This is a genomic window from Flavivirga aquatica (assembly GCF_001747085.1).
Classification (GTDB): Bacteria; Bacteroidota; Bacteroidia; order Flavobacteriales; family Flavobacteriaceae; genus Algibacter_C; species Algibacter_C aquatica.
On record NZ_MDJD01000007.1, the window covers coordinates 449,896 to 473,924 of the forward strand.

Sequence of the window (24,029 nt, forward strand, 5' to 3'; positions counted from 1 at the left end):
ATATCTTTAGTAGGGCTTTTTTTGTTACATTGTCTCGTCCTGAAATAGCGTTACACTAAAAACTTTAAGTGTAATGAAAACAAATTATAAGCCCGAAATAGTAAACAACTCGAAACTACGTGCACTAGATCTATCGCAAGCTACTCCTTTACTATCATCTCCTCCATTTGAACTTATATACTTACCATTATTTCCTCTAATATTATAATTATTCCTTCCTTTAGAAATTAAAGTGAACTGTTCCCAGCTACCAATATTTTCTCTATTGCAAATCATGGATTTAGTCCCATTTTCGGAACTAATATACTTACCATTATTCCCTTTAAAAGCTACTTTTCCGTTCTCTAATTCGATTAACTCAAATCTTTCGAAAGCCCCAACTCTTGTTCGATTTATAGTAAGAGTTCTTTTTCCATCTTCAGAACTAATATATCTATCATTATTCCCTTTAAAAGTAATTACTTTATTACTGTTACTTGGATACATTTGAGCTATACCTTGCTTATCTCCACTAGACAAAACACTACGTTGTACTGAATATAAGCTTCCGTCTTTTTTAGTAATAGTAGGCCTTTTATTTTTTGAAAAAGAATTTGCTCCATACATCATAATACTACCAAAATCCAATGTATTGGTATATTCGTCTCCATCATACCCTCTAGAATTGTATGTTCTAAAGTTATGTTCTTTACCGCTTTGGATGTTATCAAAATTGATAGTAATATAATCATCTCTATCTTTTCTACTTTGCTCATGCCATAAACCAACAGCATGACCAATTTCATGTATCGTGTTTCCTGTAGAACATCCATTGGCCAAAGTTATATATTGTTTGCTACCCGTGCGTCCAACATTAGAAGAACACCCACTTCCTTTTCTAAAAGTAATATATGCACTTTGGTTAGTTCTCGGCACAAACGTTATAGATGTATTTGCCTCCCAATGTGCAATAGCATTAGTAACTCTATTTTTATTAGGTAAGCTAGGTTCTACAGTATAATACACTGTATTGTTAGGCCAACGAGCTAGTGTTCTCCCTGTACTACTACTACGTCCTGATATATTATCGGGAACAACAACCATATCCCCTCCGAGAATATATTGATCATTAATTTTTTCTACCTCTACAAATTCTCCATAAAGCTTAATAGTTGTTATTTCACCTGTAATGCTGGGGTAAGCTTGCTCTATTTGATCAAGTTCTTTCTGCAAATTATTTGTTAAGTTCTCTTCTTGTAAAACAAAAGACTCGTTTTCACATGAAGAAAATATTAACGCAACTAATAAAAGTAACGCTAAAACTCGATGTGTTTTTAAATAGTTTTTCATAATTTTTGGGGTTTTTAATATTCTTACTTTGTAAGTAAATAAAACAGTTATATTTTGATTTTATTATAATAAACAAAATATATTTTATATAAACCTGAAATACAACACAATAACTTTTGTTCTTTTTATATTATTAAAGCTAAAAACACAATGGGTTTTATATTATAGTGATTGCAAGTTAAAATGAGCCTAAAAAAACTTGTTCATTTCATGTTTTTCGTAACATTGTTATGAAAAACAATCACAGCGTTGTACAAAAAAAAGTATCGTCTTCTTTATTAGCATTAAATATGCTTTAATAAAAATCGGGCAGGTTTTAAAAAACTTGCCCGATTTTTATATCATAGATATTCTTTTTACGAAAACGACATTAAACTGTTTTGCCGTATAAGAAAATATTAGGGTGCTGGATTAGGGATCGCAGCATGTATAGCATTAATCTGCTCCAGAATATCTTCACTTAAAATAATATTTATACTATCAATATTTTCTTTAAGTTGTTCTAAATTAGTTGCTCCAATAATATTACTTGTTACAAAAGGTTGTTGAGTTACAAATGCTAGTGACATTTGTGCTAAAGTCATATTATTATCTTCTGCTAGCTTTAAATACTGCTTTGTTGCTTCCGTTGATTGTTCACTGCTATATCGAGCAAATCTTGGGAATAATTTTAATCTAGCATTATCTGCTGCATTCCCTTTTATGTATTTTCCTGAAAGCACACCAAATGCCATTGGTGAATAAGCTAATAAACCTAGATTTTCTCGCATAGAAACTTCTGCCATATCGCCTTCGTAAACACGATTTAACATAGAGTATGCATTTTGAGTAGTTATCATTCGAGGTAAGCTATTCTTTCTAGATTCTTCTAGGTAACGCATGGCTCCCCAAGCTTTTTCGTTAGACATACCTACATATCTTATTTTTCCTGTTTTTATAATCCCATCTACAGTATTGAGAATTTCATTAAAATTATCTTTCCAATTATCTGATGGATTGTGTTTATAATCTCTAACTCCAAAAGTATTGGTTTGTCGCTCTGGCCAGTGTAATTGATATAAATCTATGTAATCTGTCTGTAAACGTTTTAATTCTGCATCTACTGCTTCTTTTATAGCTTCTGGACTAAAACCCGTGGTTCTTATATGTGCTGTATAATCGCCAGGACCTGCTATTTTAGAAGCTATAATAACTTTATCTCTGTTTCCCGTTTTCTTTAACCATGTACCTATAATTTTGCTGGTTTTTCCTTGTGTTTCTGCTGTTGCTGGAACTGGATATAATTCTGCTGTGTCTATAAAATTAACACCTTGACCTAAGGCATAATCTAATTGCGCATGGCCTTCTACTTCTATATTTTGGTTTCCCCAAGTCATAGAACCTAAGCATATTTTACTAACTTTTATGTTGGTATTTGGTAATGTTGTGTACTTCATTTTTTATTTTTTGACTAAGTGTAAAGATAAAAAACCTCTAAAGGTTCAATAGAACTTTTAGAGGTTTTTTTTATGCGTTAGCGATTGCAGTGAAAATCCTTTTGAGAGGAACGAGCAAAAGATTGTAACGAAAAGCGCGACCCTTGGGTAACGCCCATGTATTAATTATCGTTTAGTAACTTAGATAACTCATCTAACTTAGGTGTTAAAATCACTTCTATACGTCTGTTTTTTGCTTTTCCCGCCGCAGTATCATTAGATGCTATTGGCGCAAATTCACCACGTCCTGCTGCTGTTAAATTCTCTGGAACTATTGAGGTATTCTCTCTTAGTATATTAACAATAGCTGTGGCACGTTTAGTTGATAAATCCCAGTTACCGCTTAATTGTCCGCTACCTTTATATGGCTCATTATCTGTATGCCCTTCAATTAAAACTGCTATATCTGGATTATTTCCTAATACGCTTCCTAATTGTTTTACTGCTCTTTTACCTTCTGTACCTACAGCCCAGCTTCCTGAACTAAACAGTAATTTATTTTCCATAGATACATATACTTTACCATCACGTTGCTCTACTGTTAAGCCTTTACCTTCAAAATCTGTTAAAGCTTTTGAAATGGCATCTTTTAAAGCTGTCATTGCAGCATCTTTTGATGCGATTACATTTTCTAATTCTGCTACACGATTAGAGCGTTCTTCTAATTCTTTTTTAAGTTTTTCTAAACGTGCGTTCTCATTAGTTAAGGCTTGTTCTTTTGCTTCTAATTGAGCCAATAATTCTCTGTTTTTTCTAGAATTTGCTGCTATAGATGCCGAACTATTTTTTTCTAAAGCATTATAAGAAGCTTTTAAATTATCGTATTTAGATTTTGTTGCGTTATAATCTGCTTGTAGCTTATCTCGATCGGTCACTGCTTCATCGTAGGCGGCTTGAATTTGATTTAATTCGTTTTCGGCTGTGTTTTTAGCGTTTAAAAGATCTTCATTCTCAGTAGAAAGTTTTTTGTTTTCTTGTTTTAAGTCGGCATATTTAGCTTCTAATTCTTTATACACCTTTGGAGATACACAGGATGCTAAAATCGTTAAGGTAAATAATGCGAGTACGCTTTTTTTAATCATTTTATTTGGGTTCATTTTTATTACTTTTTTATATTAAACACACTATTTTTCTATTTCTACTAAAATAGGACAATGATCGCTATGTACTGCTTCTGAGAGTATAACGGCTCTTTTTATATTTTCTTGTAATGGTTTTGAAACCATGGCATAGTCTAATCTCCAACCTTTGTTATTTGCTCTTGAGTTTGCTCTATAACTCCACCAGCTGTATTGTTGCTCTTCTTGATTAAGATATCTGAATGAATCTATAAACCCGCTATCGATAAAACTACCTATCCACTCACGTTCTACTGGTAAAAATCCTGAAACGCCTTTCATTTTAGGGTTATGTATATCTATTTCTTCATGACAGATATTATAATCGCCACATATAACAAGGTTTGGAACCTCTTTTTTAAGATTATTTATATAGTCTTGAAATAGACTCATATATTCTAATTTATGATTTAATCTTGCATCATTTGTTCCTGATGGTAAATACAAACTCATTACCGAACAATCATCAAAATCTGCACGTATATTACGTCCTTCGAAATCCATTGACTCAATACCTGTGCCATACTCTATATGCTTAGGTTCTTTTTTACTTAAAATGGCAACACCACTATATCCTTTTTTTTGAGCACTAAACCAATAATTGTATTTATAACCTGCTGCTTCAAAAAGACTTAAATCTAACTGTTCTTTTAAAGCCTTAATTTCTTGCAAGCATATAACATCTGGATTAGCAGCTTTAAGCCAATCTATAAAACCTTTGTTTATTGCTGCTCGAATGCCATTTACGTTATAGGATATAATTTTCATTTATATAAATTTATTGAATCGTCATTTTTATAGTATACCATTGGAAGAATAGTGTTCTATTTCTCTTTTTACTTCATTCTGAGAAATAAAAACTAGTCCTTTTAATATAATCTATATTATTAACCCTGCTTCTTTCAGCTAAAATAAATAATACGTTACTTTTACACTATCAAATAAAAATATATTTTTATTTGATAGTGTCGTTTTCACTAAAACAAATTTAATATCGACTCGAGAAAGACAAAATTATAAGTTTCTTTAAGCAAACTTAAAACGTTTATTTTCAGTATTATGCGGATTTAATGAATTCTATTAATAAAATATTTTAAGCTATTTGTAGTTTAAGTATACTATGAAGTCTTTTACATTCATTCTTATGTTTTTAATTGGTTTTTGCGGAATTGCGCAAAACCAAACTTCTAATTATAAAACTAAAAAAGTTGTCGTAAAAGATTCTATTCGTATTGATAGTATAAGTATAAACCCTAACTACTTTAAAATTAAAAAGAAAAACGGAATTGTTATAGATTCTACATTTTATAGTATTGATTTTACTAAAGCACTTCTCGTTTTAAAAAAAACGATTGATACAGATTCTATTACTATAGACTATTTAAAATTTCCTAGCTTTTTAACCAAAACCTATAAACTATTGGATGATAGTATTATTGTTGAAAATAATAGTGATGCTCAAGTTTTATATAAATTATCTCAACCTAACAGTTCTAGAACCTTTACGCCTTTTGATGGTCTAACCACTTCTGGAAGTATTTCTCGTGGTGTTACTATTGGTAATAATCAAAATTCTGTGCTAAATAGTGAATTGGATCTTCAAATTACAGGAAAGCTAAATGATAAAGTTTCTTTAAGAGCCTCTATACAAGATGCAAACATTCCGTTGCAAGAAAGTGGTTATAGCCAGCGTTTGGATGAATTTGATCAAGTTTTTATTGAGTTATTTAGCAATCGTTGGAATATTCGTGCTGGTGATATTGATTTACAAAATACAGATTCTTATTTTTCAAGCTTTTCTAAACGTGTTCAAGGGTTATCCTTTAACCTTAATTTAGCTTCAGAAGAAAAAAGAACTAATTTATTTGCTGCTGGTGCTATAGTTCGTGGACAATTTACAACTAGTCAATTTACTGCTCAAGAAGGGAATCAAGGACCTTATAAATTACAGGGACAAAATGGAGAGTTATTTGTTCTTATTGTCTCTGGAAGTGAAACTGTTTATGTAAATGGTATTGAGGTAAAGCGTGGTGAGGATCAAGATTATATTATTGATTATAATGCTGGAGAAATTATTTTTAATTCGACATTTCCTATCACTTCTGAAATGCGTATTACTGTAGATTATCAATTTAGTGAACGTAATTATTCTCGTTTTGTAGCTTATGGTGGTGGAAATTTTAAAAGTGAAAAATTAAATATTGGTATTTCTGTCTATTCTGAAAATGATGCTAAAAACCAACCTTTACAACAAAATTTATCTGAAGAGCAGGTACAAATATTAGCCAATGCTGGTGATGACAAAGCATTAATGGTTGCTCCATCTGAAGTATTAGAAGCTTTAAACGAAAATAGAATTTTATATAAAAAAGAGCTTATTGGAGGTGTTGAAGCTTTTGTGTTTTCCAATAGCCCTGATGATGAATTGTATCGTGTTACCTTCTCTCTTGTTGGAGAAAATCAAGGCGATTATAATTTAAGTAGTATTAATGCTATTAATAATATTTACGAATTTGTAGGTATTTCTCAAGGAAGCTATGCGCCTATTGTACAATTAATAGCACCTACAAGGTTACAAATAGCTGTTGTTAATGGAAGCTATAAGCCTTCTGAAAAAACGAGTATTAGTTTTGAAGCTTCTGGTAGTAAAAATGATTTAAATTTATTCTCGTCTGATAATGATGAGGATAATGATGGATTTGCTGGTAAATTAAATATTGAACAAACACTTGTTAAAAAAGATAGTCTTTGGAATTTTGATGTGTATGTTGATAGTGATTACATCTCTTCTGATTATAGAAACATTGAAGGTCTTTATAATCCTGAGTTTAATAGGGACTGGAATTTAGATCAATCTAACTCTAATGGCATAGGTAATAATCTAGGAGATCAAGTACTATTAAACTCTGGTTTTAGGATAATACATAATAAAAAAGGAATTATTAATTATCAATTTGAACATTTAAACCTCTCCGATGGCTTTAATGGTAACAGACATATTTCTAATATTAACTTGCACCTTAACAAGTTTAATATTTCATCCTATTCTAGCTTTTTAAGTGCCAATTCAAATATAAGCACCTCTACTTTTTTAAGGTCTTATAACCGTGTTGCTTATAGCATGAAAAAAAATTGGACAGGTGCTAAATTGGCTATTGAAGATAATGAGCAAAAAGACATTTCAACTCAAGAGTTAACCTCTATAAGTCAAAAATTTAAATCTTACGAAGTCTTTTTTGGTGTTGGAGATAGCACTAATATCTTTGTGCAATTTGGCTATAAAAACCGAGTTAATGATAGTATTAGAAATAACCAATTGCAAAAAGTAAATACATCAAACACCTTTTATTTAGATTCCAGACTCATTAAAAATAAAAATACTAATTTGTCTCTATATGCTAATTATAGAACTCTAAAAAGTGAAGACAAAGATATAGAAGATGAGCAATCTCTAAATTCCAGATTACAATTTAATCAAAAGCTTTTTAAGCAAATAATCCAGTGGAATACTATTTTTGAAACAAATTCTGGTACTTTACCACAACAAGATTTCACTTATGTTGAAGTTGAGGCTGGACAAGGTACTTATACATGGATTGACTACAATACAAATGGCATTCAAGAACTTGAAGAGTTTGAAATAGCGCAATTTAAGGATCAAGGTAAATTTATTCGAGTGCTTTTGCCTAATAGAGTGTTTATTAAAACACACCAAAATAGACTAAGTCAAACGTTAACTATTAACCCTGCTCAATGGTCTGTATCGAAGCGTAAATCGAAAAAATTCTGGTCTCATTTTTATAATCAAACAAGTTATTTAATAGATCGGAAAATAAAACGAGACGGAAATAGTTTTAATTTAAACCCTTTTGAAAATAACGAGGAAGACCAACTTGGTTTACAATTAAATTTTAGAAATGTATTATTTCTTAACAGAGGAAAGCAACGTTATACAACATCTTATACCTACTTAGATAACACTACAAGAAACATTTTATCTATTGGTTTTATTGAAAATAGTTTAAAAAGCCATCAACTAAACTTTAATCACAAAATAGCCGAAAATTGGCTAATTAATATGCTTTCTGCTTTTGATAACAATGAAAGTGTTAGTGAAAACTTTACAAGTAAAAATTATAATTTTGATGAAACTCGTTTTAACCCAAAATTATCGTACTTATTTAACGATAATTCTAGTTTTGATATTTTTTATCAGTATGCCAGTAAAGACAATACTATTGGAAACCTAGAATCACTAAAGCAACAGAAATATGGCTTCTCTTTTACTTTAGCTAATAACCACAAAAGTGCTATAAATGGAGAATTCAATTATTTTTCTAATGAATATATAGGGGATGCCAATACGCCTGTAGCATATCAATTACTTGAAGGTTTACAACCAGGAAAAAATTTTACATGGACTTTGTTGGCTCAAAAAAAACTAACCAAATTTTTAGATCTTAACTTGAGTTATTTTGGAAGGAAAACCGAAACTAGTAAAACTATCCACTCTGGCTCTATACAGTTAAAAGCTTATTTTTAAAACCTTTATCTATTGTTACCTGTTAAACTTTCTTTTTCGTTCATTAAAAAAACATCTATAAATAACTGTTTAGTAATAAGATTTTACATTTATATGTTAACCATTTATCACCTATGTTTTTAACACAGTTCTTTATTGGGTACGTTTATTTTCTAATTGGTTTTTCCATTTAAAAATTTCAATTAACGACTAATAACAGAATAATCAACTTTTTCAAAAACTGAAATGATAGTCTTTACTGACTCTACATAAAACTTTGGATGTATATTTTCATAGTCATCTGTTGGCTCATGATAATCTTCATGGTCATCTACTCCAAAATATAAAAACGGAATACCTTTTTTGTAAAAACTAGCATGATCTGATGAATATGTCCAATTTTGCAAACCATCAAATCCATCATGCCCAGAACTAAGTTTAATTTTTTCGGAATGTTTAAAATTTAAAATAATATGTTTTAAACTTTTATTAAAAGCTGTTCCAACTGCAAATAACTTGTTTTTATCACTCCTACTAATCATATCCATATTTAGGTTAACAACAATGTCTTTAGAAGGAACAAGAGTACTTTTTACAAAGTGTTTAGACCCTTGTAAACCCAATTCTTCGGCATCAAATGCAGCTAGAATTACAGAATGCTTAGGTGGATTGTTCTTAAAATATTCTGCAAAACTAAATAAAGCACATAACCCAGAAGCATTATCATCTGCTCCATTATATATTTCCCCTTGTTTAATACCTTCATGATCGTAATGTGCACTAATAACAACATATTCATTTGGTAGTTCTGTTCCTTTAATCAATCCCAAAACATTTACAGCGTTGTACCTTTTTGACCTATAAAAAAAAGAGAAAGATTGCTTATAATCATCTCCTAACGGAGAAACTTTTAAAGCATGAAATTGATTAATAATGTAGTCTTTAGTTTTTGAAGCACCTTTTGTACCTGTTCTTCTTCCTTCGAAAGAATCAGATGATAATGATTTAAGATGTTTTAATAATTCTGTTTCATTGAACAAACTGTCTCTACTAGTCTTTTTTTGAGCATTAATAGAATTACAAAAAAGACATAATAAAACAATTAAGTAGGCTGGGTTATTTTTCATTAAGAACATTTGGAGTCAAAATAAGATTAAACTTACAAAAATAAATTGCTAATTAACGGGTTTAAATTGTAATTCCAAAGGCATAATCTAAAAAGTTATGTTTCTTTTAGATTTTAATAAAAAAGTTAAAATATATCAAGATGATATTCTTTAAAAATTTTCTTGTATAACTCTGACTCTTTTTTAACTCTAAAGAAGAAATTAATCCTCGTTATTTTCCACAAATTTTCGCTCTAATTCTTCTTGAAATTCTTCCATAACTGGGCGCACTGTACTTTCTGGTAAGTCCGCTATTTTAATATACATTAAACCATCTACCGCATTATTAAAAAGCGGATCTACATTAAATGCTACCAAACGCGCATTCTGTTTAATATACTTTTTAAGAAGTACTGGAAGGCGTAAAGCACCTGGCTCTATTTCGTCAATGATCTTGTCGAATTTATTTAAATCGGCTTCTGTAGCATCAAAAACAAAATCTTTATCGGCATCTTTAAGTTTTACTTTAAACTCTTTTTTAGGGTGTACATATTGTGCCAAATAAGGGTCGTAGTAATGTGATTTCATAAACTCAATCATTAATGATTTTGAGAAATTTGAAAACTGATTACTTATACTTACACCTCCTATTAAAAACTTGTGTTCTGGGAAACGTAAAGTTGTATGAACTATACCTTTCCAAAGTAAAAATAAAGGCATTGGTTTTTGTTGATAGTCTTTAATAATAAAGGCTCGTCCCATTTCTATAGATTGACTCATCATTTTATAAAGCTCTGGTTCAAACCTAAATAGATCTTGTAAATAAAAACCATCAATACCATAACGTTCAAAAATTTTAGACCCTAAACCCATTCTATAAGCTCCAGCTATAACTTTATTCTCATTGTCCCAAAGAAACATATGGTGGTAATAACTATCAAAAGTATCTAAATCTATAGCTTCATTAGTACCTTCTCCAACCTCTCTAAAAGTAATTTCACGTAAGCGACCAATTTCATGAAGTATATTTGTAATACTTTCTGCTGGTGCTAGAAATACTTCGTAATTTTTACTTTGTAATAACCTTCCATCTTTTTTTCTAAGTGCATCAATCTCTTTAGCCATTAATACTGCATCTACAGGAGTAACAATATTTTTAGGTGTTTTTGGAGTCTTTAAAGTAGACGAAATATTATCTAATATTTTGGATTTGTCTTCAAAAGAATTGGATAACATATACGTTTTTCTTCTTAAAAATTCTGTAAAATCTCCAAGTGTTGTATGTTCTTTTTGTGCTGCAACAGAAATAGGTTTTCCTATTCTAACCTTTATAACACGTCGCTTTTGCGTTAATAACTCTGAAGGTAATTTAGCTGTTCTAAACGTGTCGCTTATTTTTGAAAGCTTATAAAACAACTTACTATTCTTAGCGTGAAAATAGATAGGAACTACAGGAACTTCTGCTTTTTTTATAAGCTTCATAGCAGCTTCTTCCCATGGTTTGTCAACTACTAATTTTCCATCACGATAAGTAGATACTTCTCCTGCAGGAAAAATACCTAAAGGGTGTCCTTCTCTTAAATGTAAGATAGAATTTTTAAAACCTGCAATACTAGACTTTACATCCTTCCTGTCTTCAAAAGGGTTTACCGGCATAATGTAAGGCTTTAAAGGCTCAATTCTATGAAGTAAAAAGTTTGCTATTATTTTAAAATCTTTACGTTGCTCAAGCATCAATTTTAAAAGCAAAATACCATCAATTCCTCCAAGTGGATGATTGGAAATAGTAATATAAGCTCCGTCTTTTGGTAAACGTTTTAAATCTTCTTCTGGAATTTCAAACTTAATTTGAAATTCATCTAATATGCCATTTAAAAAAGGTAATTCACTAAGATGTTTATTTCGGTTATAGACCTTGTTAAGAGTTGATATCTTAAGAACTTTCATTAAAAGCCAACCAATAAAAGTACCTATAAAACCATACTTATTCAATTGTATAGCTTTAGCAACTTCTTTTGGGGTTACTAATCCTGTATTTTGAGGTTTGGTCATAAGCGTAAATGTACTAAATTGTTATTTAGCCACTATTTGAACAGTTTCCTGGGTTAATTGTTTTAATAATATGATCTTATCTGTTTCTATTTCATTTATAGCACTTTTATTGTAATGTCTAATGGTATAAAGTGATACGTTTTCATTACACGTTACTTTAAATTTTGCTTTTAAATGATGTAATAATTTGTCTAGGTTATTATAGATATTGTCTACACAAACCGAAAAACTAATAGCCGAATTTTGAATAACATCTACCTTCATTTTATACAAATGTAATAGACTAAAAATTTCGCTAATATTTTGTTCGACAATGTATGAAAAATCTAAAGATGATAATGAAATTAATACTTGATTTTTCTTAATAATAAAACAAGGTATCATAGGATCTAAAATAACATCTTTTCCTATTTTGGTTCCAGGTGCTTCTGGATTTAAAAAGGATTTTACGTGCAAAGGTATTTCTTTTCCCTGTAAAGGTTGTAATGTTTTTGGATGAATTACTGAGGCTCCATAAAAGGCTAATTCTATAGCCTCCCTATAAGATATTTTATTAAGCAGTTGTGCGCTCTCAAAATAACGAGGATCTGCATTTAAAACGCCTGGAACATCTTTCCAAATAGTAACCTGCTCTACATTTAAACAATACGCATAAATAGCTGCTGTATAATCACTACCTTCTCTACCAAGTGTGGTTGTGAAATTGTTAGTATCACTACCTAAAAAGCCTTGTGTGATATTTAAAGTAGATATATTAAATTGAGAGGTTATTAAACGTTGTGTAGCTTCCCAATTAACATTGGCACTTCTGTAATAACTGTCTGTTTTAATATGGTTACGTACATCTATCCAATTATTTTTTATTTCTATGCTATTTAAATATTCACTTATAATAGTAGTTGAAACTAATTCACCGTAACCTATAACTTGATCGTAAACAAAATTATAATTGTGAGATTTATTTGTTTTAAAAAAAAGGCTTAATTCTTCAAAAAGGGTATTCACTTTTTTTAAAGCAACATGATTTTCTATATCAAATAAGTCCAATACAATGTCATTGTGATATTTCTTTATGCCTTCTAGTGACTTTTGCAATTCTGCCTTATTTTCAAAATAATTTTTAATAAGACCTTCTATAGCATTAGTAGTTTTTCCCATAGCAGAAACCACTATAAGCGTATTAAGATAGCCTACCTTTTGCAAAATGGAAGCTAGATTCTTCACACTGTTTGCATCTTTTACTGAAGCTCCACCAAATTTAAATATTTGCATATTATAATTTAGCTATATAACTTTTGATACCGTCTTCACTTAATTGAACCACGTCCCAATCACGCATAACACGTGCACCTTTTTTTTCATAAAATGTAATAGCAGGTTCATTCCAATCTAAAACTTCCCAATTAATACGTTTAACACCTAAATGGTGTCCATATTTAATAACTTCATCTAAAAGAGCTGTCCCAATTCCTGTGCCACGCATTGATTGACTAACGATTAAATCTTCAAGATGTAATGCTTTACCTTTCCATGTAGAATAGCGCTTATAAACTAAAGCAATACCTTCAATTTTAGAGTTTACTTCGGCGACAAAACAATGAAATTCAGGGTGGTCTCCAAATCCATCATTTTCTAGATCTTCAACAGTAACTTCAACAGCATCAGGCTCTTTTTCAAAAATTGCTAATTCATTAATTAAATGAAGTACTTCAAGCATATCATTTTTCTTGGCATTTCTAATTGTAAACATCATCATTCTTATAATTAATCCAAATATAGTTTAAAGTTGAATCATTTAATAACATTTATCTTTAACGAAAACGTTGTAGTTAGTTAAAATTTATTGATATTTGTACGAATTAAAACGTATATCTTTATGGCCCACAAAAAGCAAACCCTTGGAGAATTTATTATTGAAAACCAATCGTCGTTTAAATATTCTTCTGGTGAACTGTCCAGTCTTATCAATTCTATTCGATTAGCTGCCAAAGTTGTTAATCATGAAGTTAACAAAGCAGGTTTAGTTGATATTATTGGAGCTTCGGGAGATACTAATATACAAGGAGAAGATCAACAAAAGTTAGATGTATACGCTAATGAAAAGTTTATCCAAACACTTACAAATCGAAATATTGTTTGTGGAATTGCTAGTGAAGAAGAAGATGATTTCATTGCTATAAATAGTCAAGATGAAAATAATCAAAATAAATATGTTGTATTAATTGATCCTTTAGATGGTTCTTCAAATATTGATGTTAATGTTTCTGTAGGAACTATTTTTTCAATTTACAGACGAGTTACTCCCGTAGGTACTCCTGTAAAAATGGAAGATTTTTTACAAAAAGGAAATCAACAAGTAGCTGCAGGTTATGTCGTTTATGGTACATCTACTATGCTAGTATATACAACCGGTGCTGGTGTAAATGGCTTTACATTGAATCCTGCTATAGGTTCATTTTATTTATCGCATCCTAATATGCAATTTCCAAAAGATGGCACGATCTATTCTGTAAACGAAGGAAATTATATTCATTTTCCTCAAGGTGTTAAAAATTATATTAAATATTGCCAGGAAGAAGAAGGCGATAGACCATATACCTCAAGATATATAGGTTCTTTAGTTTCCGATTTTCATAGAAATATGATTAAAGGCGGTATTTATATGTATCCTAAAAGTTCTAAAAACCCTAATGGTAAATTACGCTTGTTATATGAGTGTAATCCTATGGCTTTCTTAGCTGAACAGGCTAATGGAAGGGCTAGTGATGGATTTACAAGAATTATGGATATTGAACCTACAGAATTACATCAAAGAGTACCACTTATTTGTGGAAGTAAAAATATGGTTGAAAAAGCTGAAATGTTTATGAGGAATGCTTAATTCTATTTTAAATACTAATTAATTATAATAAAAAATGCGAACCTTAAAAGGTTCGCATTTTTTTTACACTTAATATATTAAATAAATAATAGTTTTACATAGCTACTAAATCACCAGCTGCATTTTTAGTTGGTAAATTAGATTTCCCCATTAAGTAAATATCTACTTGACGTGCTGCTTCTCTACCTTCTGATATTGCCCAAACAATTAGAGACTGTCCTCGACGCATATCACCAGCTGTAAAGATATTAGGAACATTAGTCTGGTATTTACCATACTCTGCTTTATAGTTAGAACGATCATCTCTATCTAAACCTAATTTATCGGCTAATGTGCTTTCTGGTCCTGTAAAACCAAGTGCTAGTAAAGCTAAGTCACAAGGCCATATCTTTTCGGTACCTTCAATTTCTATTAATTGAGGACGTTGTCCAGGAACCATTTTCCATTCTACTTTTACGGTTTTTAACGCTGTTAATTTACCGTTTTCGTCTTTAATAAATTCTTTAGTATTTATTAACCAGTTACGCTCAACTCCTTCTTGGTGAGAAGACGATGTTTTAAGCTGTAATGGCCAAAAAGGCCAAGGTGTAGTTGGCGAACGATGTCCAGGAGGTTTCGGCATAATCTCAAAATTAACTACCGATTTTGCTCCATGACGGTTCGACGTTCCTATACAATCTGAACCTGTATCACCACCACCTATTACAATAACATTTTTATCTGTTGCTAAAACTTGATCTTTAACTTCTTTACCAAATACAACTTTAGTTTGTTCCGTTAAGAAATCCATAGCCTGTACAACACCATCTGCATCAATACCAGGCGTTGGTAAGCTACGTCTTTCCGTAGCACCACCACATAATACTATAGAATCAAATGCTTTTAATGCTTCTACATCATAATTTACACCAACGTTTACATTGGTTTTAAACATGATACCTTCAGCTTCTAAAATAGCAACACGACGGTCTATAATTCCTTTTTCCATTTTGAAATTAGGAATTCCGTAACGTAGTAACCCACCAACTTCATCATCTCTTTCAAAAACAGTTACCGTATGTCCTGCTCTGTTTAATTGTTGAGCTGCTGCTAAACCTGCTGGACCAGAACCAACTACAGCAATAGTTTTTCCTGTTCTAGTTTTTGGTGGTTGTGGTTTAATCCAACCTTCTTTAAAGGCACGTTCAACAATATTTTTTTCAATATTTTCTATAGATACTGGATCTTCTATAATACCTAGTACACAAGATTTCTCACATGGTGCTGGGCATAAACGCCCTGTAAACTCAGGGAAATTATTTGTTGAATGTAATATCCAAGAAGCTTTTTGCCATTCACCTTGATGAACCATATGATTAAAATCTGGAATTAAATTACCTAGCGGACAACCACTATGGCAAAATGGAATTCCACAATCCATACAACGCGATCCTTGTTTGGTTATTTCGGTATCACTTAATGGTACTGTAAACTCTTTATAATGTTTTACACGATCCTCTACAGGTGTGTATGTTTCATCTTGTCTTTCAAATTCTTTAAATCCTGTTACTTTTCCCATGACACTATGCTGTTGTTAATTCTTCTACCATTTGTTCTTCAGTCTCTAAACGTATTAAAGCACGTTTGTATTCTGTTGGCATAACTCTTACAAATTTGCTTAAGCTAGTTTCCCAATCTGCTAACAGTACTTTCCCTTTATTACTATCTGTATAAAGAACATGCTTCTCAATCAATCCTTTTAAATCTGCAGCATCTTCTGGTAAGATATCTTCAAATTCAATAGTTTCTGTATTACATAATCCGTTTGTGAACTTATTTTCAGGATCATAAACATAAGCAATACCTCCACTCATACCTGCTGCAAAGTTTCTTCCTGTACTTCCAAGAACAACCACTTTACCTCCAGTCATATATTCACAACAATGATCTCCAACACCTTCAACAACTGTTGTTGCTCCTGAGTTACGTACTGCAAAACGTTCTCCTGCTATACCATTAATATAAGCTTCTCCTTGAACAGCTCCAAATAAACATACATTACCTACAATAATGTTGTTCTCTGCTATGAAATCTGCTTTAGCTGGTTTTTTGATGATTAATTTAGCTCCAGATAATCCTTTACCTAAATAATCATTTGTATTTCCTTCTACAGTAAATGTTAATCCATGTGCTCCAAAAGCTCCAAAACTTTGTCCGGCAGAACCTGTGAAGTTAATGTTTAAAGTATCTTCTGGTAAACCAAGATGACCATATATTTTAGAAATCTCGTTACTTACTATAGCGCCTACAGAACGATCTGTATTCTTTATAGGGTAATTTAAATTGGTTTTTTCCTTTCTGTAAAGCGCTCTATGAGAGTCTTTCAATATTTGAAAATCAATAACATTATCTAAGTTATGGTCTTGTTTTTCTGTATTCTTAACCGTTAATGATTTGTATGCTTCTGGTCTGTGTAGAATACTAGATAAATCTAAGCCTTTTGCTTTATAGTGTTTAATGGCTTTGTTTGCATTAATTTTATGCGTTTGCCCAACCATTTCAGTTAAAGTTCTAAACCCTAACTGTGCCATAATACCTCTTAATTCTTCAGCGATATAATAGAAGAAATTAATAACGTGTTCTGGGGTTCCTTTAAAGTTTTTGCGCAACTCTTTATCTTGTGTTGCGATACCAACTGGACAGGTATTTAAATGACACTTACGCATCATTATACATCCAGATGCTACTAAAGGAGCGGTAGCAAAACCAAATTCTTCTGCACCTAACAAGGCAGCAATAGCAACATCACGACCTGTTTTTAATTGACCATCACATTCTACAACAATTCTACTTCTTAAGTTATTTAATACTAAAGTTTGCTGTGCTTCTGCTAAACCAAGTTCCCAAGGTAATCCTGCATGCTTTAAAGAAGTTAGTGGAGATGCTCCTGTCCCACCATCGTATCCAGATATAAGTACAACATCTGCTTTTGCTTTAGATACACCGGCTGCAATGGTACCAACACCTACTTCTGATACTAGTTTAACATTAACTCGTGCTTCGCGATTTGCATTTTTTAAATCGTAAATTAATTGTGCTAAATCTTCGATAGAATAAATATCGTGATGTGGTGGCGGTGAAATCAACCCTACAAAAGGTGTAGAATTACGCGCTGCAGCAATCCATGGCAATACTTTTTCACCTGGCAATTGTCCACCTTCTCCAGGTTTTGCACCTTGAGCCATTTTAATTTGAATTTCTTTCGCATTAGTTAAATAGTGCGAAGTTACTCCAAAACGACCTGAGGCTACTTGTTTTATTGCTGAGTTACGGCTATCACCGTTTATATCTTTTTGAAAACGTTTTCTATCTTCTCCACCTTCACCAGAATTAGATTTTCCCCCAATACGGTTCATGGCAATGGCTAAGTTTTCATGGGCTTCTCTAGAAATAGACCCGTAAGACATGGCTCCTGTTTTAAAGCGCTTTACGATATCTGTCCATGGTTCTACTTCATCTAAAGGAATAGGGTCTAAGTTATCAAATTCGAATAACCCACGAATGGTCATTAAATTCTCTGACTGCTCATTTATTGCTTTTGCGTAAACATTGTAACTTTTTTGATCACTTAATCTAACTGCTTGTTGTAGTTTAGATACGGTTGTTGGATTGAATAAGTGGCGTTCGCCGTTACGTCTCCATCTATAATCTCCACCAATATTTAATCCTAGCTGTTTATCAATTGTACTATCTGGATACGCTAATTTGTAACGCTCATTAATTTCTTTTTCAATTTCATATAATCCAATACCTTCAATTCTTGAAGCAGTATATGGGAAATATTTTTCAACAAATTGAGAATTGAATCCAACAATTTCAAAAATTTGAGAACCTCTATACGAATGTAATGTTGAAATTCCAATTTTGTTCATCACTTTTAAGATACCTTTTCCTATGGCTTTATTGAAATTATCAACAGCTTTTTGCTCGTCCATTCCAGTAATAAAACCTTCTTTTACTTGAGAACGGATAATTTCATTTACCATATAAGGATTAACAGCACTAGCTCCATAACCAAATAATGTAGCAAAATGATGTGGCTCACGTGGTTCTGCTGATTCAATAATAATATCGAAATTAGAACGCTTACGTAGCCTATTTAATTGATGATTAACATAAGAACATGCTAATAAACAAGGTATAGGAGCGAATTCTTTATTTACTCCTCTATCTGAAAGAATAATAATATTAGTTTTTCTTTCTAATGCTTTTTCAATTTGAGTAATAATATTTTCAAGAGCATCTTCTAACCCATTAAGACCTTGTGCTTTTGGGTATAATATTTCAATCGTTTCAGCTTTGAAACTCTCAATGTTTATAGCTCTAATTTTTTCTAAATCGGCATTCGAAATAACCGGATTTTGAATTCTTAGTTTTCTACATTGTCTTTCAGTAATACTAAAGATATTTCTATCCTTACCAAGATTTAAACTAATATCTGTTACAATTTCTTCACGAATTCCATCTAAAGGTGGATTGGTAACTTGCGCAAATAATTGCTTAAAATAATTTGATATTAATTGAGGCCTATCTGATAAAACTGCTAAAGGTGTATCGATACCCATCGATCCTAAAGCTTCTTTACCAACAATAGCCATAGGAGTAATAACTTCTTGAATGTCTTCAAAAGTATAATTGAATAAACGTTGTCTTGTTTTGATATCGATAGTCTCAATTGGACAAGTTTCATTCGTATAAGGCACATCTTTTAAATGTAATCTTGTTTGATCTAACCATTCTTTATATGGTCTTTCTGAAACAATTTTACTTTTAATCTCCTCATCCTCAATAATGCGTCCTTTATTCATATCTACCAAGAACATTTTTCCTGGCTCTAACCTACCATGTTTTTCTACATCTTCTGGCTCAACGTTTACTACCCCAATTTCAGAAGACATAATTAGCTTACCACTTTTAGTAACGGTATATCTTGAAGGTCTTAATCCATTACGGTCTAATAAAGCTCCAACATAATCCCCATCTGTAAAAGGAACAGAAGCTGGTCCATCCCATGGTTCCATAATACATGCATTATACTCGTAGAACGCTTTACGTTCTTCGGACATCGTTTGGTGTTTTTCCCAAGCTTCAGGAATCATCATCATCATAATTTCTGGTAATGATCTTCCTGTATGTGTTAACAATTCAACAACCATATCCATAGAAGCAGAGTCTGACTTTCCTGGTAAAATAATTGGGAATAACTTATCTATTTGCGAACCGAATACATCACTTTTCATGATTTCTTCACGCACACGCATTCTACTAACATTTCCACGTAAGGTGTTAATCTCACCATTTTGACACATAAAACGGAACGGTTGTGCTAGTTCCCATGTAGGCATTGTGTTAGTTGAAAAACGTTGATGTACTAAAGCGAGTCTAGTCACCAAATCTATTTGTTGTAAATCTGTATAATAAGGCCCAATATCCTCAGGCATTATAATACCTTTATATATTAAGGTTGTGTTTGATAAACTTGGCACATAAAAATAACTACTCTCAGAAGTTTTAGATTCTCTAATAGTATGTTCCGTAATTTTACGAGCTGCGTATAGTTTTGCTTTGAAGTCTGCTTCACTAATAGCATCTGTTTTCCCAATAAATAGTTGTTCTATGTTAGGTTCTGATGCTAATGCAATTTCTCCTAATTGAGAAGAATCAACAGGAACTTCTCTCCATCCTAAAACAGAAAGCCCTTGTGCTTTAATTTCTTCTTCAAAAGTGATTTTACAAAATTTGTATTGGTTTGATGCTTTAGGTAAAAACACCATACCTACAGCATATTCTCTTTGATTAGGAATATCAAATTCGCATACACGTTTAAAATAATCATGAGGGATATCTATTAACAAACCAGCACCATCACCAGTTTTCCCATCAGCACTTACACCACCACGGTGTTCTAATTTTACTAGAATTTCTAACGCATCGTGGATAATTTGATTTGTCTTCTCTCCTTTAAGATTACAAATAAAACCTGCGCCACAGTTTTCATGTTCAAATTCTGGCAAATATAGTCCTTGTTTCTTCAGCATAATCAACAAATTTTAGTTTAAAAACTTGAGTTGGAGCGCTAAGATATGGACTAGAACTTAAATTACAATAAATGGTATTTCATTATTTCGATATTAAACGATAAGTCCAGATAAAAATAATTATATATCAATATTACTCTTATTTATTAATAAATATTCAATACGCTAATTTCAACAATAAATGCACATATCTGAAATAACTCCAACAAAAAACTGCATTAATAAAAATAATATCATAAAATCGTAGCAAAAACTGACAATAATTCAAACAATGCCGTTATAGAAAAATCAAAAAATCAAAAAAAATAACATAATACCTATAAAAAAACAGGGTAAAATATAAAATATTAACAAAAATTTCTGAATAACCCCTATTTTTTATGGGGGTAAAAGGTTTTTAACATAGTTTTGCGCTGTTCTTAGTATAATTAACCAAAAAAAACAATAACTTAAATTAAACATTATGAAAAAATTTATTACGCTTTCAATGCTTTTTGTTGCAACAGCATTATTTGCTCAAGAAGAAGTAGCTCAAAAAGAAGTAGCTCAAAAGAAAGTATCTATTAGTGGATCAGTTGATGCTTATTTTAAAACAAACTTAACATCTACAGACACAGCAAACCCTGCGTTTAATAATGGAGATGGTGGAGCTCAATCATTTGGAACTTCTTTTGCTAACCAAACAGGTTTTGCTTTAGGTATGGCTAATATTATCGCTTCTTATGAAGGTGAAAAAACTGGAGCAGTTGCAGATTTAGCTTTTGGTACTAGAGGGTTAGAAGCTGTAGGAGGAGATACAGATATTTTTATCAACCAATTATATGCTTATTGGAATGTATCTGACGCGACAACATTAACTCTAGGTCGTTTTAATACATATTTAGGATACGAAGTAATTTCTCCAACAGGAAACTTTAACTATAGCACATCTCATTTATTTTCTAATGGGCCATTCTCTCATGTTGGTTTAAAAGCTGATTTTGCTTTATCTGATGATTTTAGCTTAATGGCTGCTGTTATGAATGTTACCGATGTAAACAATAACATGACTGGAGATTATGCTTTTGGAGCTCAATTAGGGTTTAAAGGACAATTTTTAAACTTATACTATGACGGAGCAGATTCTGATACTGGTATTGGGTTTGAGATCGATTATACTGGAGGATTTGATATCTCTGATGAATTTTATCTAGGAATTAATGCTGCTTATAATTTAGAAAATGATGATGCTATGAGCTTCTACGGTGCAGCATTATACCCGCAATACTCTTTATGCGATGCTTTTGCTCTTGGTTTAAGAGGTGAATACTTTGGAAACCACCAAAAAGATGTAGATGATATTCCTGCTGTTTTAGGATTAACTTTAACAGGAAGCTATTCTGTTGAGAACTTAACAATTAAACCTGAGGTTAGATTAGACTCTTGGAATAATGATTTAGAGCCATTTTTAGACAATGACTTAAAAACAACAAATAGTTTAGCTGCGTTTACTTTAGCCGCAATATATTCATTCTAATTTTAAAATAATTTAATCATGAAGAAAGTTGAAGCAATTATTAGAAAATCTAAATATAGTGCAGTAAAAGAAGCTCTACATGCTGTAGGCGTAAACTTTTTCTCTTACTGGGATGTTACAGGTTTAGGTAATGAAAAAGAAGGACACGTTTATAGAGGTGTTGCTTATAGCACAAGTGACATACAACGTAGATATCTTTCTATTGTAGTAAATGATGATTTTGCAGAAGCAACTGTTGATGCAATAATTAACTCTGCTGGAACAGGAGAGGTTGGAGATGGTAAAATTTTTGTGTCTGATGTACAAGAATGTTACAGAATTAGAACAGGAGAAAAAGGTGGAGACACTTTAAGATAATTAATCATCAAAATATAATAATATAATGGAACAAGGATTATTTACAGCAAATAACGTATGGATGATGGTCTGTACAGCACTCGTTTTCTTCATGCATACTGGTTTTGCATTTTTAGAAATTGGGTTAACAAGACAAAAAAATACGATTAACATTTTATTTAAAAATATATTTATTATAACTGTTGGTCTTCTTTTATACTACCTAATAGGATTTAACCTAATGTATCCTGGTGAGTTTAATGGATACATAGGATCTATAGTACCTGGTATTGAAGCACCTGCAAACGGAATGACTCCAGAATATGCAGATGGAGGTTACACATGGTGGACAGACTTCTTATTTCAAGGAATGTTTGCTGCAACTGCTGCAACTATTGTATCTGGTGCTGTAGCTGAACGCATGAAAATAGGTCCATTCATGATTTTTACTGTAATATATGTAGGGTTAATTTACCCAATTGCAGGTTCATGGAAATGGGGTGGTGGATTCTTAGATGAATTAGGATTCTACGATTTCGCAGGCTCTACATTAGTACACTCTGTTGGTGGTTGGGCTGCATTAGTAGCTGTTTGGTTACTAGGCCCTAGAATTGGTAAATTTAAAGAAGGTAAACCTCAAGCTATTCCAGGTCATAATATACCATTAGCAACTGCTGGTGTATTAATACTGTGGTTAGGATGGTTTGGATTTAATGGTGGATCTGTGCTTTCTGCTGATCCAGAATTAACTTCTTTAACTTTAGTAACTACATGTTTAGCTGCGGCGGCGGGTGGTGTAGTTGCTGCTGCTCTATCATTTATAATGTATAAGAACTTAGATTTAACAATGTTCTTAAACGGTATTTTAGGAGGATTAGTAGGTATTACTGCTGGTGCAGATGTAATGACACCTAACAGCGCCATCATTATTGGAGCTATTGCTGGTGCACTTATCGTATTTGCTGTTAGTTTTGTTGACGCATTAAAATTAGATGATCCAGTTGGAGCTATTGCAGTTCACTTAATTTGTGGTATCTGGGGTACTTTAGCTGTTGGTATATTCTCAACTAACCCTGATCACACATTAGTAGCTCAACTAATAGGTATAGCTTGTTATGCTGCTATATGTATTAGTTCCTCTTTCTTAATATTCTTTGTATTAAAGAAAACTGTAGGTATTAGAGTTTCTGAAAAAGAAGAATTAGAAGGTTTAGATGCCCACGAACATGGCATGGATGCTTATCCAGATTTTAGATTAAATGAGCATTAATAATATGCTATAAAATATAACAAAACATTAAAAAATGTTTAGTTAGTTTTATGAAAAATGCCTTACATAATGTGAGGCATTTTTTTATATCCGCTCTTCCCCTTCAAATCTTAATAGTATTTCTAAATAAAATACATTACAGAAGAAGTTAATATTCCTACTAAACACAACTATTTTCTATTAAAAATAAAAAAGACTAATAATTACGAATTAAAACAGGCGTAAAAAGATATAATTACTTTCTTTTTATACAACACCGTTATTATGTTTTTCATATTGCAAAAACACGAATAAGAGAATAAAAAAAATAAAATAAACAAGTCTTTCAAATTCATTTTAACTTATAC

15 protein-coding genes are annotated in these 24,029 nt (G+C 31.6%); 5 read left to right on the forward strand and 10 right to left on the reverse strand.

The genetic code is table 11. From position 1 onward, the window contains the following. Positions 1 to 84: 84 nt before the first annotated feature. The 4 genes from A8C32_RS02570 to A8C32_RS02585 all read right to left on the reverse strand — a co-directional run bounded on the left by A8C32_RS02570 (position 85) and on the right by A8C32_RS02585 (position 4,690). Positions 85 to 1,329 carry a M12 family metallopeptidase gene (locus tag A8C32_RS02570; RefSeq protein ID WP_069828882.1) on the reverse strand — a complete coding sequence of 415 codons (1,245 nt, stop codon included), beginning with the start codon at positions 1,327 to 1,329 and terminating at the stop codon, positions 85 to 87. A 398-nt stretch (positions 1,330 to 1,727) separates the two neighbouring features. After that, the gene (locus A8C32_RS02575) at positions 1,728 to 2,765 is read right to left on the reverse strand and encodes an aldo/keto reductase (RefSeq protein ID WP_069828883.1); all 1,038 of its coding nucleotides are present in this window, start codon (positions 2,763 to 2,765) and stop codon (positions 1,728 to 1,730) included. Positions 2,766 to 2,926: 161 nt separating this feature from the next. Beyond that, the gene (locus A8C32_RS02580) at positions 2,927 to 3,886 is read right to left on the reverse strand and encodes an OmpA family protein (RefSeq protein ID WP_069829164.1); all 960 of its coding nucleotides are present in this window, start codon (positions 3,884 to 3,886) and stop codon (positions 2,927 to 2,929) included. Positions 3,887 to 3,928: 42 nt separating this feature from the next. Further along, positions 3,929 to 4,690, reverse strand: coding sequence for an exodeoxyribonuclease III (locus A8C32_RS02585; protein WP_069828884.1), 762 nt, complete (start codon positions 4,688 to 4,690; stop codon positions 3,929 to 3,931). Positions 4,691 to 5,042: 352 nt separating this feature from the next. Between A8C32_RS02585 and A8C32_RS02590 the strand changes: the two genes are divergently transcribed. Further along, positions 5,043 to 8,465: a DUF8818 domain-containing protein gene (locus A8C32_RS02590; protein ID WP_069828885.1), complete on the forward strand. Its 3,423-nt coding sequence runs from the start codon at positions 5,043 to 5,045 to the stop codon at positions 8,463 to 8,465. Between the two features lie 182 nt (positions 8,466 to 8,647). Here A8C32_RS02590 and A8C32_RS02595 read toward each other — a convergent pair whose 3' ends face one another. From A8C32_RS02595 to A8C32_RS02610, 4 genes are all read right to left on the reverse strand, one after another. Then, positions 8,648 to 9,571 (reverse strand): M28 family peptidase, encoded by a 924-nt coding sequence (locus A8C32_RS02595; protein ID WP_069828886.1) that lies wholly within the window; start codon positions 9,569 to 9,571, stop codon positions 8,648 to 8,650. A 201-nt stretch (positions 9,572 to 9,772) separates the two neighbouring features. Beyond that, positions 9,773 to 11,602, reverse strand: a complete 1,830-nt coding sequence (locus tag A8C32_RS02600; protein ID WP_069828887.1) for a GNAT family N-acyltransferase — start codon at positions 11,600 to 11,602, stop codon at positions 9,773 to 9,775. Positions 11,603 to 11,623: 21 nt separating this feature from the next. After that, on the reverse strand, positions 11,624 to 12,874 hold the full coding sequence (locus A8C32_RS02605) for an aspartate kinase (RefSeq protein ID WP_069828888.1): 1,251 nt from the start codon (positions 12,872 to 12,874) through the stop codon (positions 11,624 to 11,626). Between the two features lies 1 nt (position 12,875). Then, positions 12,876 to 13,355, reverse strand: a complete 480-nt coding sequence (locus tag A8C32_RS02610) for a GNAT family N-acetyltransferase (protein ID WP_069828889.1) — start codon at positions 13,353 to 13,355, stop codon at positions 12,876 to 12,878. A 123-nt stretch (positions 13,356 to 13,478) separates the two neighbouring features. Between A8C32_RS02610 and fbp the strand changes: the two genes are divergently transcribed. After that, positions 13,479 to 14,483 (forward strand): class 1 fructose-bisphosphatase, encoded by a 1,005-nt coding sequence (gene fbp / locus A8C32_RS02615; protein ID WP_069828890.1) that lies wholly within the window; start codon positions 13,479 to 13,481, stop codon positions 14,481 to 14,483. Between the two features lie 94 nt (positions 14,484 to 14,577). On the opposite strand, the gene A8C32_RS02620 is transcribed toward fbp, so the two are convergent. Both A8C32_RS02620 and gltB read right to left on the reverse strand, forming a co-directional pair. After that, positions 14,578 to 16,041 carry a glutamate synthase subunit beta gene (locus A8C32_RS02620; RefSeq protein WP_069828891.1) on the reverse strand — a complete coding sequence of 488 codons (1,464 nt, stop codon included), beginning with the start codon at positions 16,039 to 16,041 and terminating at the stop codon, positions 14,578 to 14,580. A 4-nt stretch (positions 16,042 to 16,045) separates the two neighbouring features. After that, complete coding sequence (gene gltB, locus A8C32_RS02625; protein WP_240491672.1) at positions 16,046 to 20,560, reverse strand: glutamate synthase large subunit; 4,515 nt, start codon at positions 20,558 to 20,560, stop codon at positions 16,046 to 16,048. 463 nt (positions 20,561 to 21,023) lie between these two features. On the opposite strand from gltB, the gene A8C32_RS02630 reads away from it, so the two are divergent. From A8C32_RS02630 to A8C32_RS02640, 3 genes are read left to right on the forward strand one after another with little or no spacing between them, the layout of a single operon-like run. Continuing rightward, a complete protein-coding gene (locus A8C32_RS02630; protein WP_069828892.1) occupies positions 21,024 to 22,076 on the forward strand; it encodes an outer membrane beta-barrel protein in 1,053 nt (350 codons plus the stop codon). 18 nt (positions 22,077 to 22,094) lie between these two features. Then, the gene (locus A8C32_RS02635; RefSeq protein ID WP_069828893.1) at positions 22,095 to 22,433 is read left to right on the forward strand and encodes a P-II family nitrogen regulator; all 339 of its coding nucleotides are present in this window, start codon (positions 22,095 to 22,097) and stop codon (positions 22,431 to 22,433) included. Positions 22,434 to 22,458: 25 nt separating this feature from the next. Continuing rightward, entirely contained in the window at positions 22,459 to 23,682 is a 1,224-nt protein-coding gene (locus A8C32_RS02640; protein ID WP_069828894.1) for an ammonium transporter, read from the forward strand. Positions 23,683 to 24,029: the final 347 nt, after the last annotated feature.

Excerpts from the sequence above, each read along its gene's own strand:
- A8C32_RS02570 (WP_069828882.1), bottom strand. The coding sequence starts at position 1,329 with ATGAAAAACTATTTAAAAACACATCGAGTTTTAGCGTTACTTTTATTA.
- A8C32_RS02600 (WP_069828887.1), bottom strand. The coding sequence starts at position 11,602 with ATGACCAAACCTCAAAATACAGGATTAGTAACCCCAAAAGAAGTTGCT.
- A8C32_RS02635 (WP_069828893.1), top strand. The coding sequence starts at position 22,095 with ATGAAGAAAGTTGAAGCAATTATTAGAAAATCTAAATATAGTGCAGTA.
- A8C32_RS02595 (WP_069828886.1), bottom strand. The coding sequence starts at position 9,571 with ATGAAAAATAACCCAGCCTACTTAATTGTTTTATTATGTCTTTTTTGT.
- A8C32_RS02620 (WP_069828891.1), bottom strand. The coding sequence starts at position 16,041 with ATGGGAAAAGTAACAGGATTTAAAGAATTTGAAAGACAAGATGAAACA.
- A8C32_RS02575 (WP_069828883.1), bottom strand. The coding sequence starts at position 2,765 with ATGAAGTACACAACATTACCAAATACCAACATAAAAGTTAGTAAAATA.
- A8C32_RS02610 (WP_069828889.1), bottom strand. The coding sequence starts at position 13,355 with ATGATGTTTACAATTAGAAATGCCAAGAAAAATGATATGCTTGAAGTA.
- A8C32_RS02605 (WP_069828888.1), bottom strand. The coding sequence starts at position 12,874 with ATGCAAATATTTAAATTTGGTGGAGCTTCAGTAAAAGATGCAAACAGT.
- A8C32_RS02585 (WP_069828884.1), bottom strand. The coding sequence starts at position 4,690 with ATGAAAATTATATCCTATAACGTAAATGGCATTCGAGCAGCAATAAAC.
- gltB (WP_240491672.1), bottom strand. The coding sequence starts at position 20,560 with ATGCTGAAGAAACAAGGACTATATTTGCCAGAATTTGAACATGAAAAC.
- A8C32_RS02590 (WP_069828885.1), top strand. The coding sequence starts at position 5,043 with ATGAAGTCTTTTACATTCATTCTTATGTTTTTAATTGGTTTTTGCGGA.
- A8C32_RS02580 (WP_069829164.1), bottom strand. The coding sequence starts at position 3,886 with ATGATTAAAAAAAGCGTACTCGCATTATTTACCTTAACGATTTTAGCA.
- A8C32_RS02630 (WP_069828892.1), top strand. The coding sequence starts at position 21,024 with ATGAAAAAATTTATTACGCTTTCAATGCTTTTTGTTGCAACAGCATTA.
- A8C32_RS02640 (WP_069828894.1), top strand. The coding sequence starts at position 22,459 with ATGGAACAAGGATTATTTACAGCAAATAACGTATGGATGATGGTCTGT.
- fbp (WP_069828890.1), top strand. The coding sequence starts at position 13,479 with ATGGCCCACAAAAAGCAAACCCTTGGAGAATTTATTATTGAAAACCAA.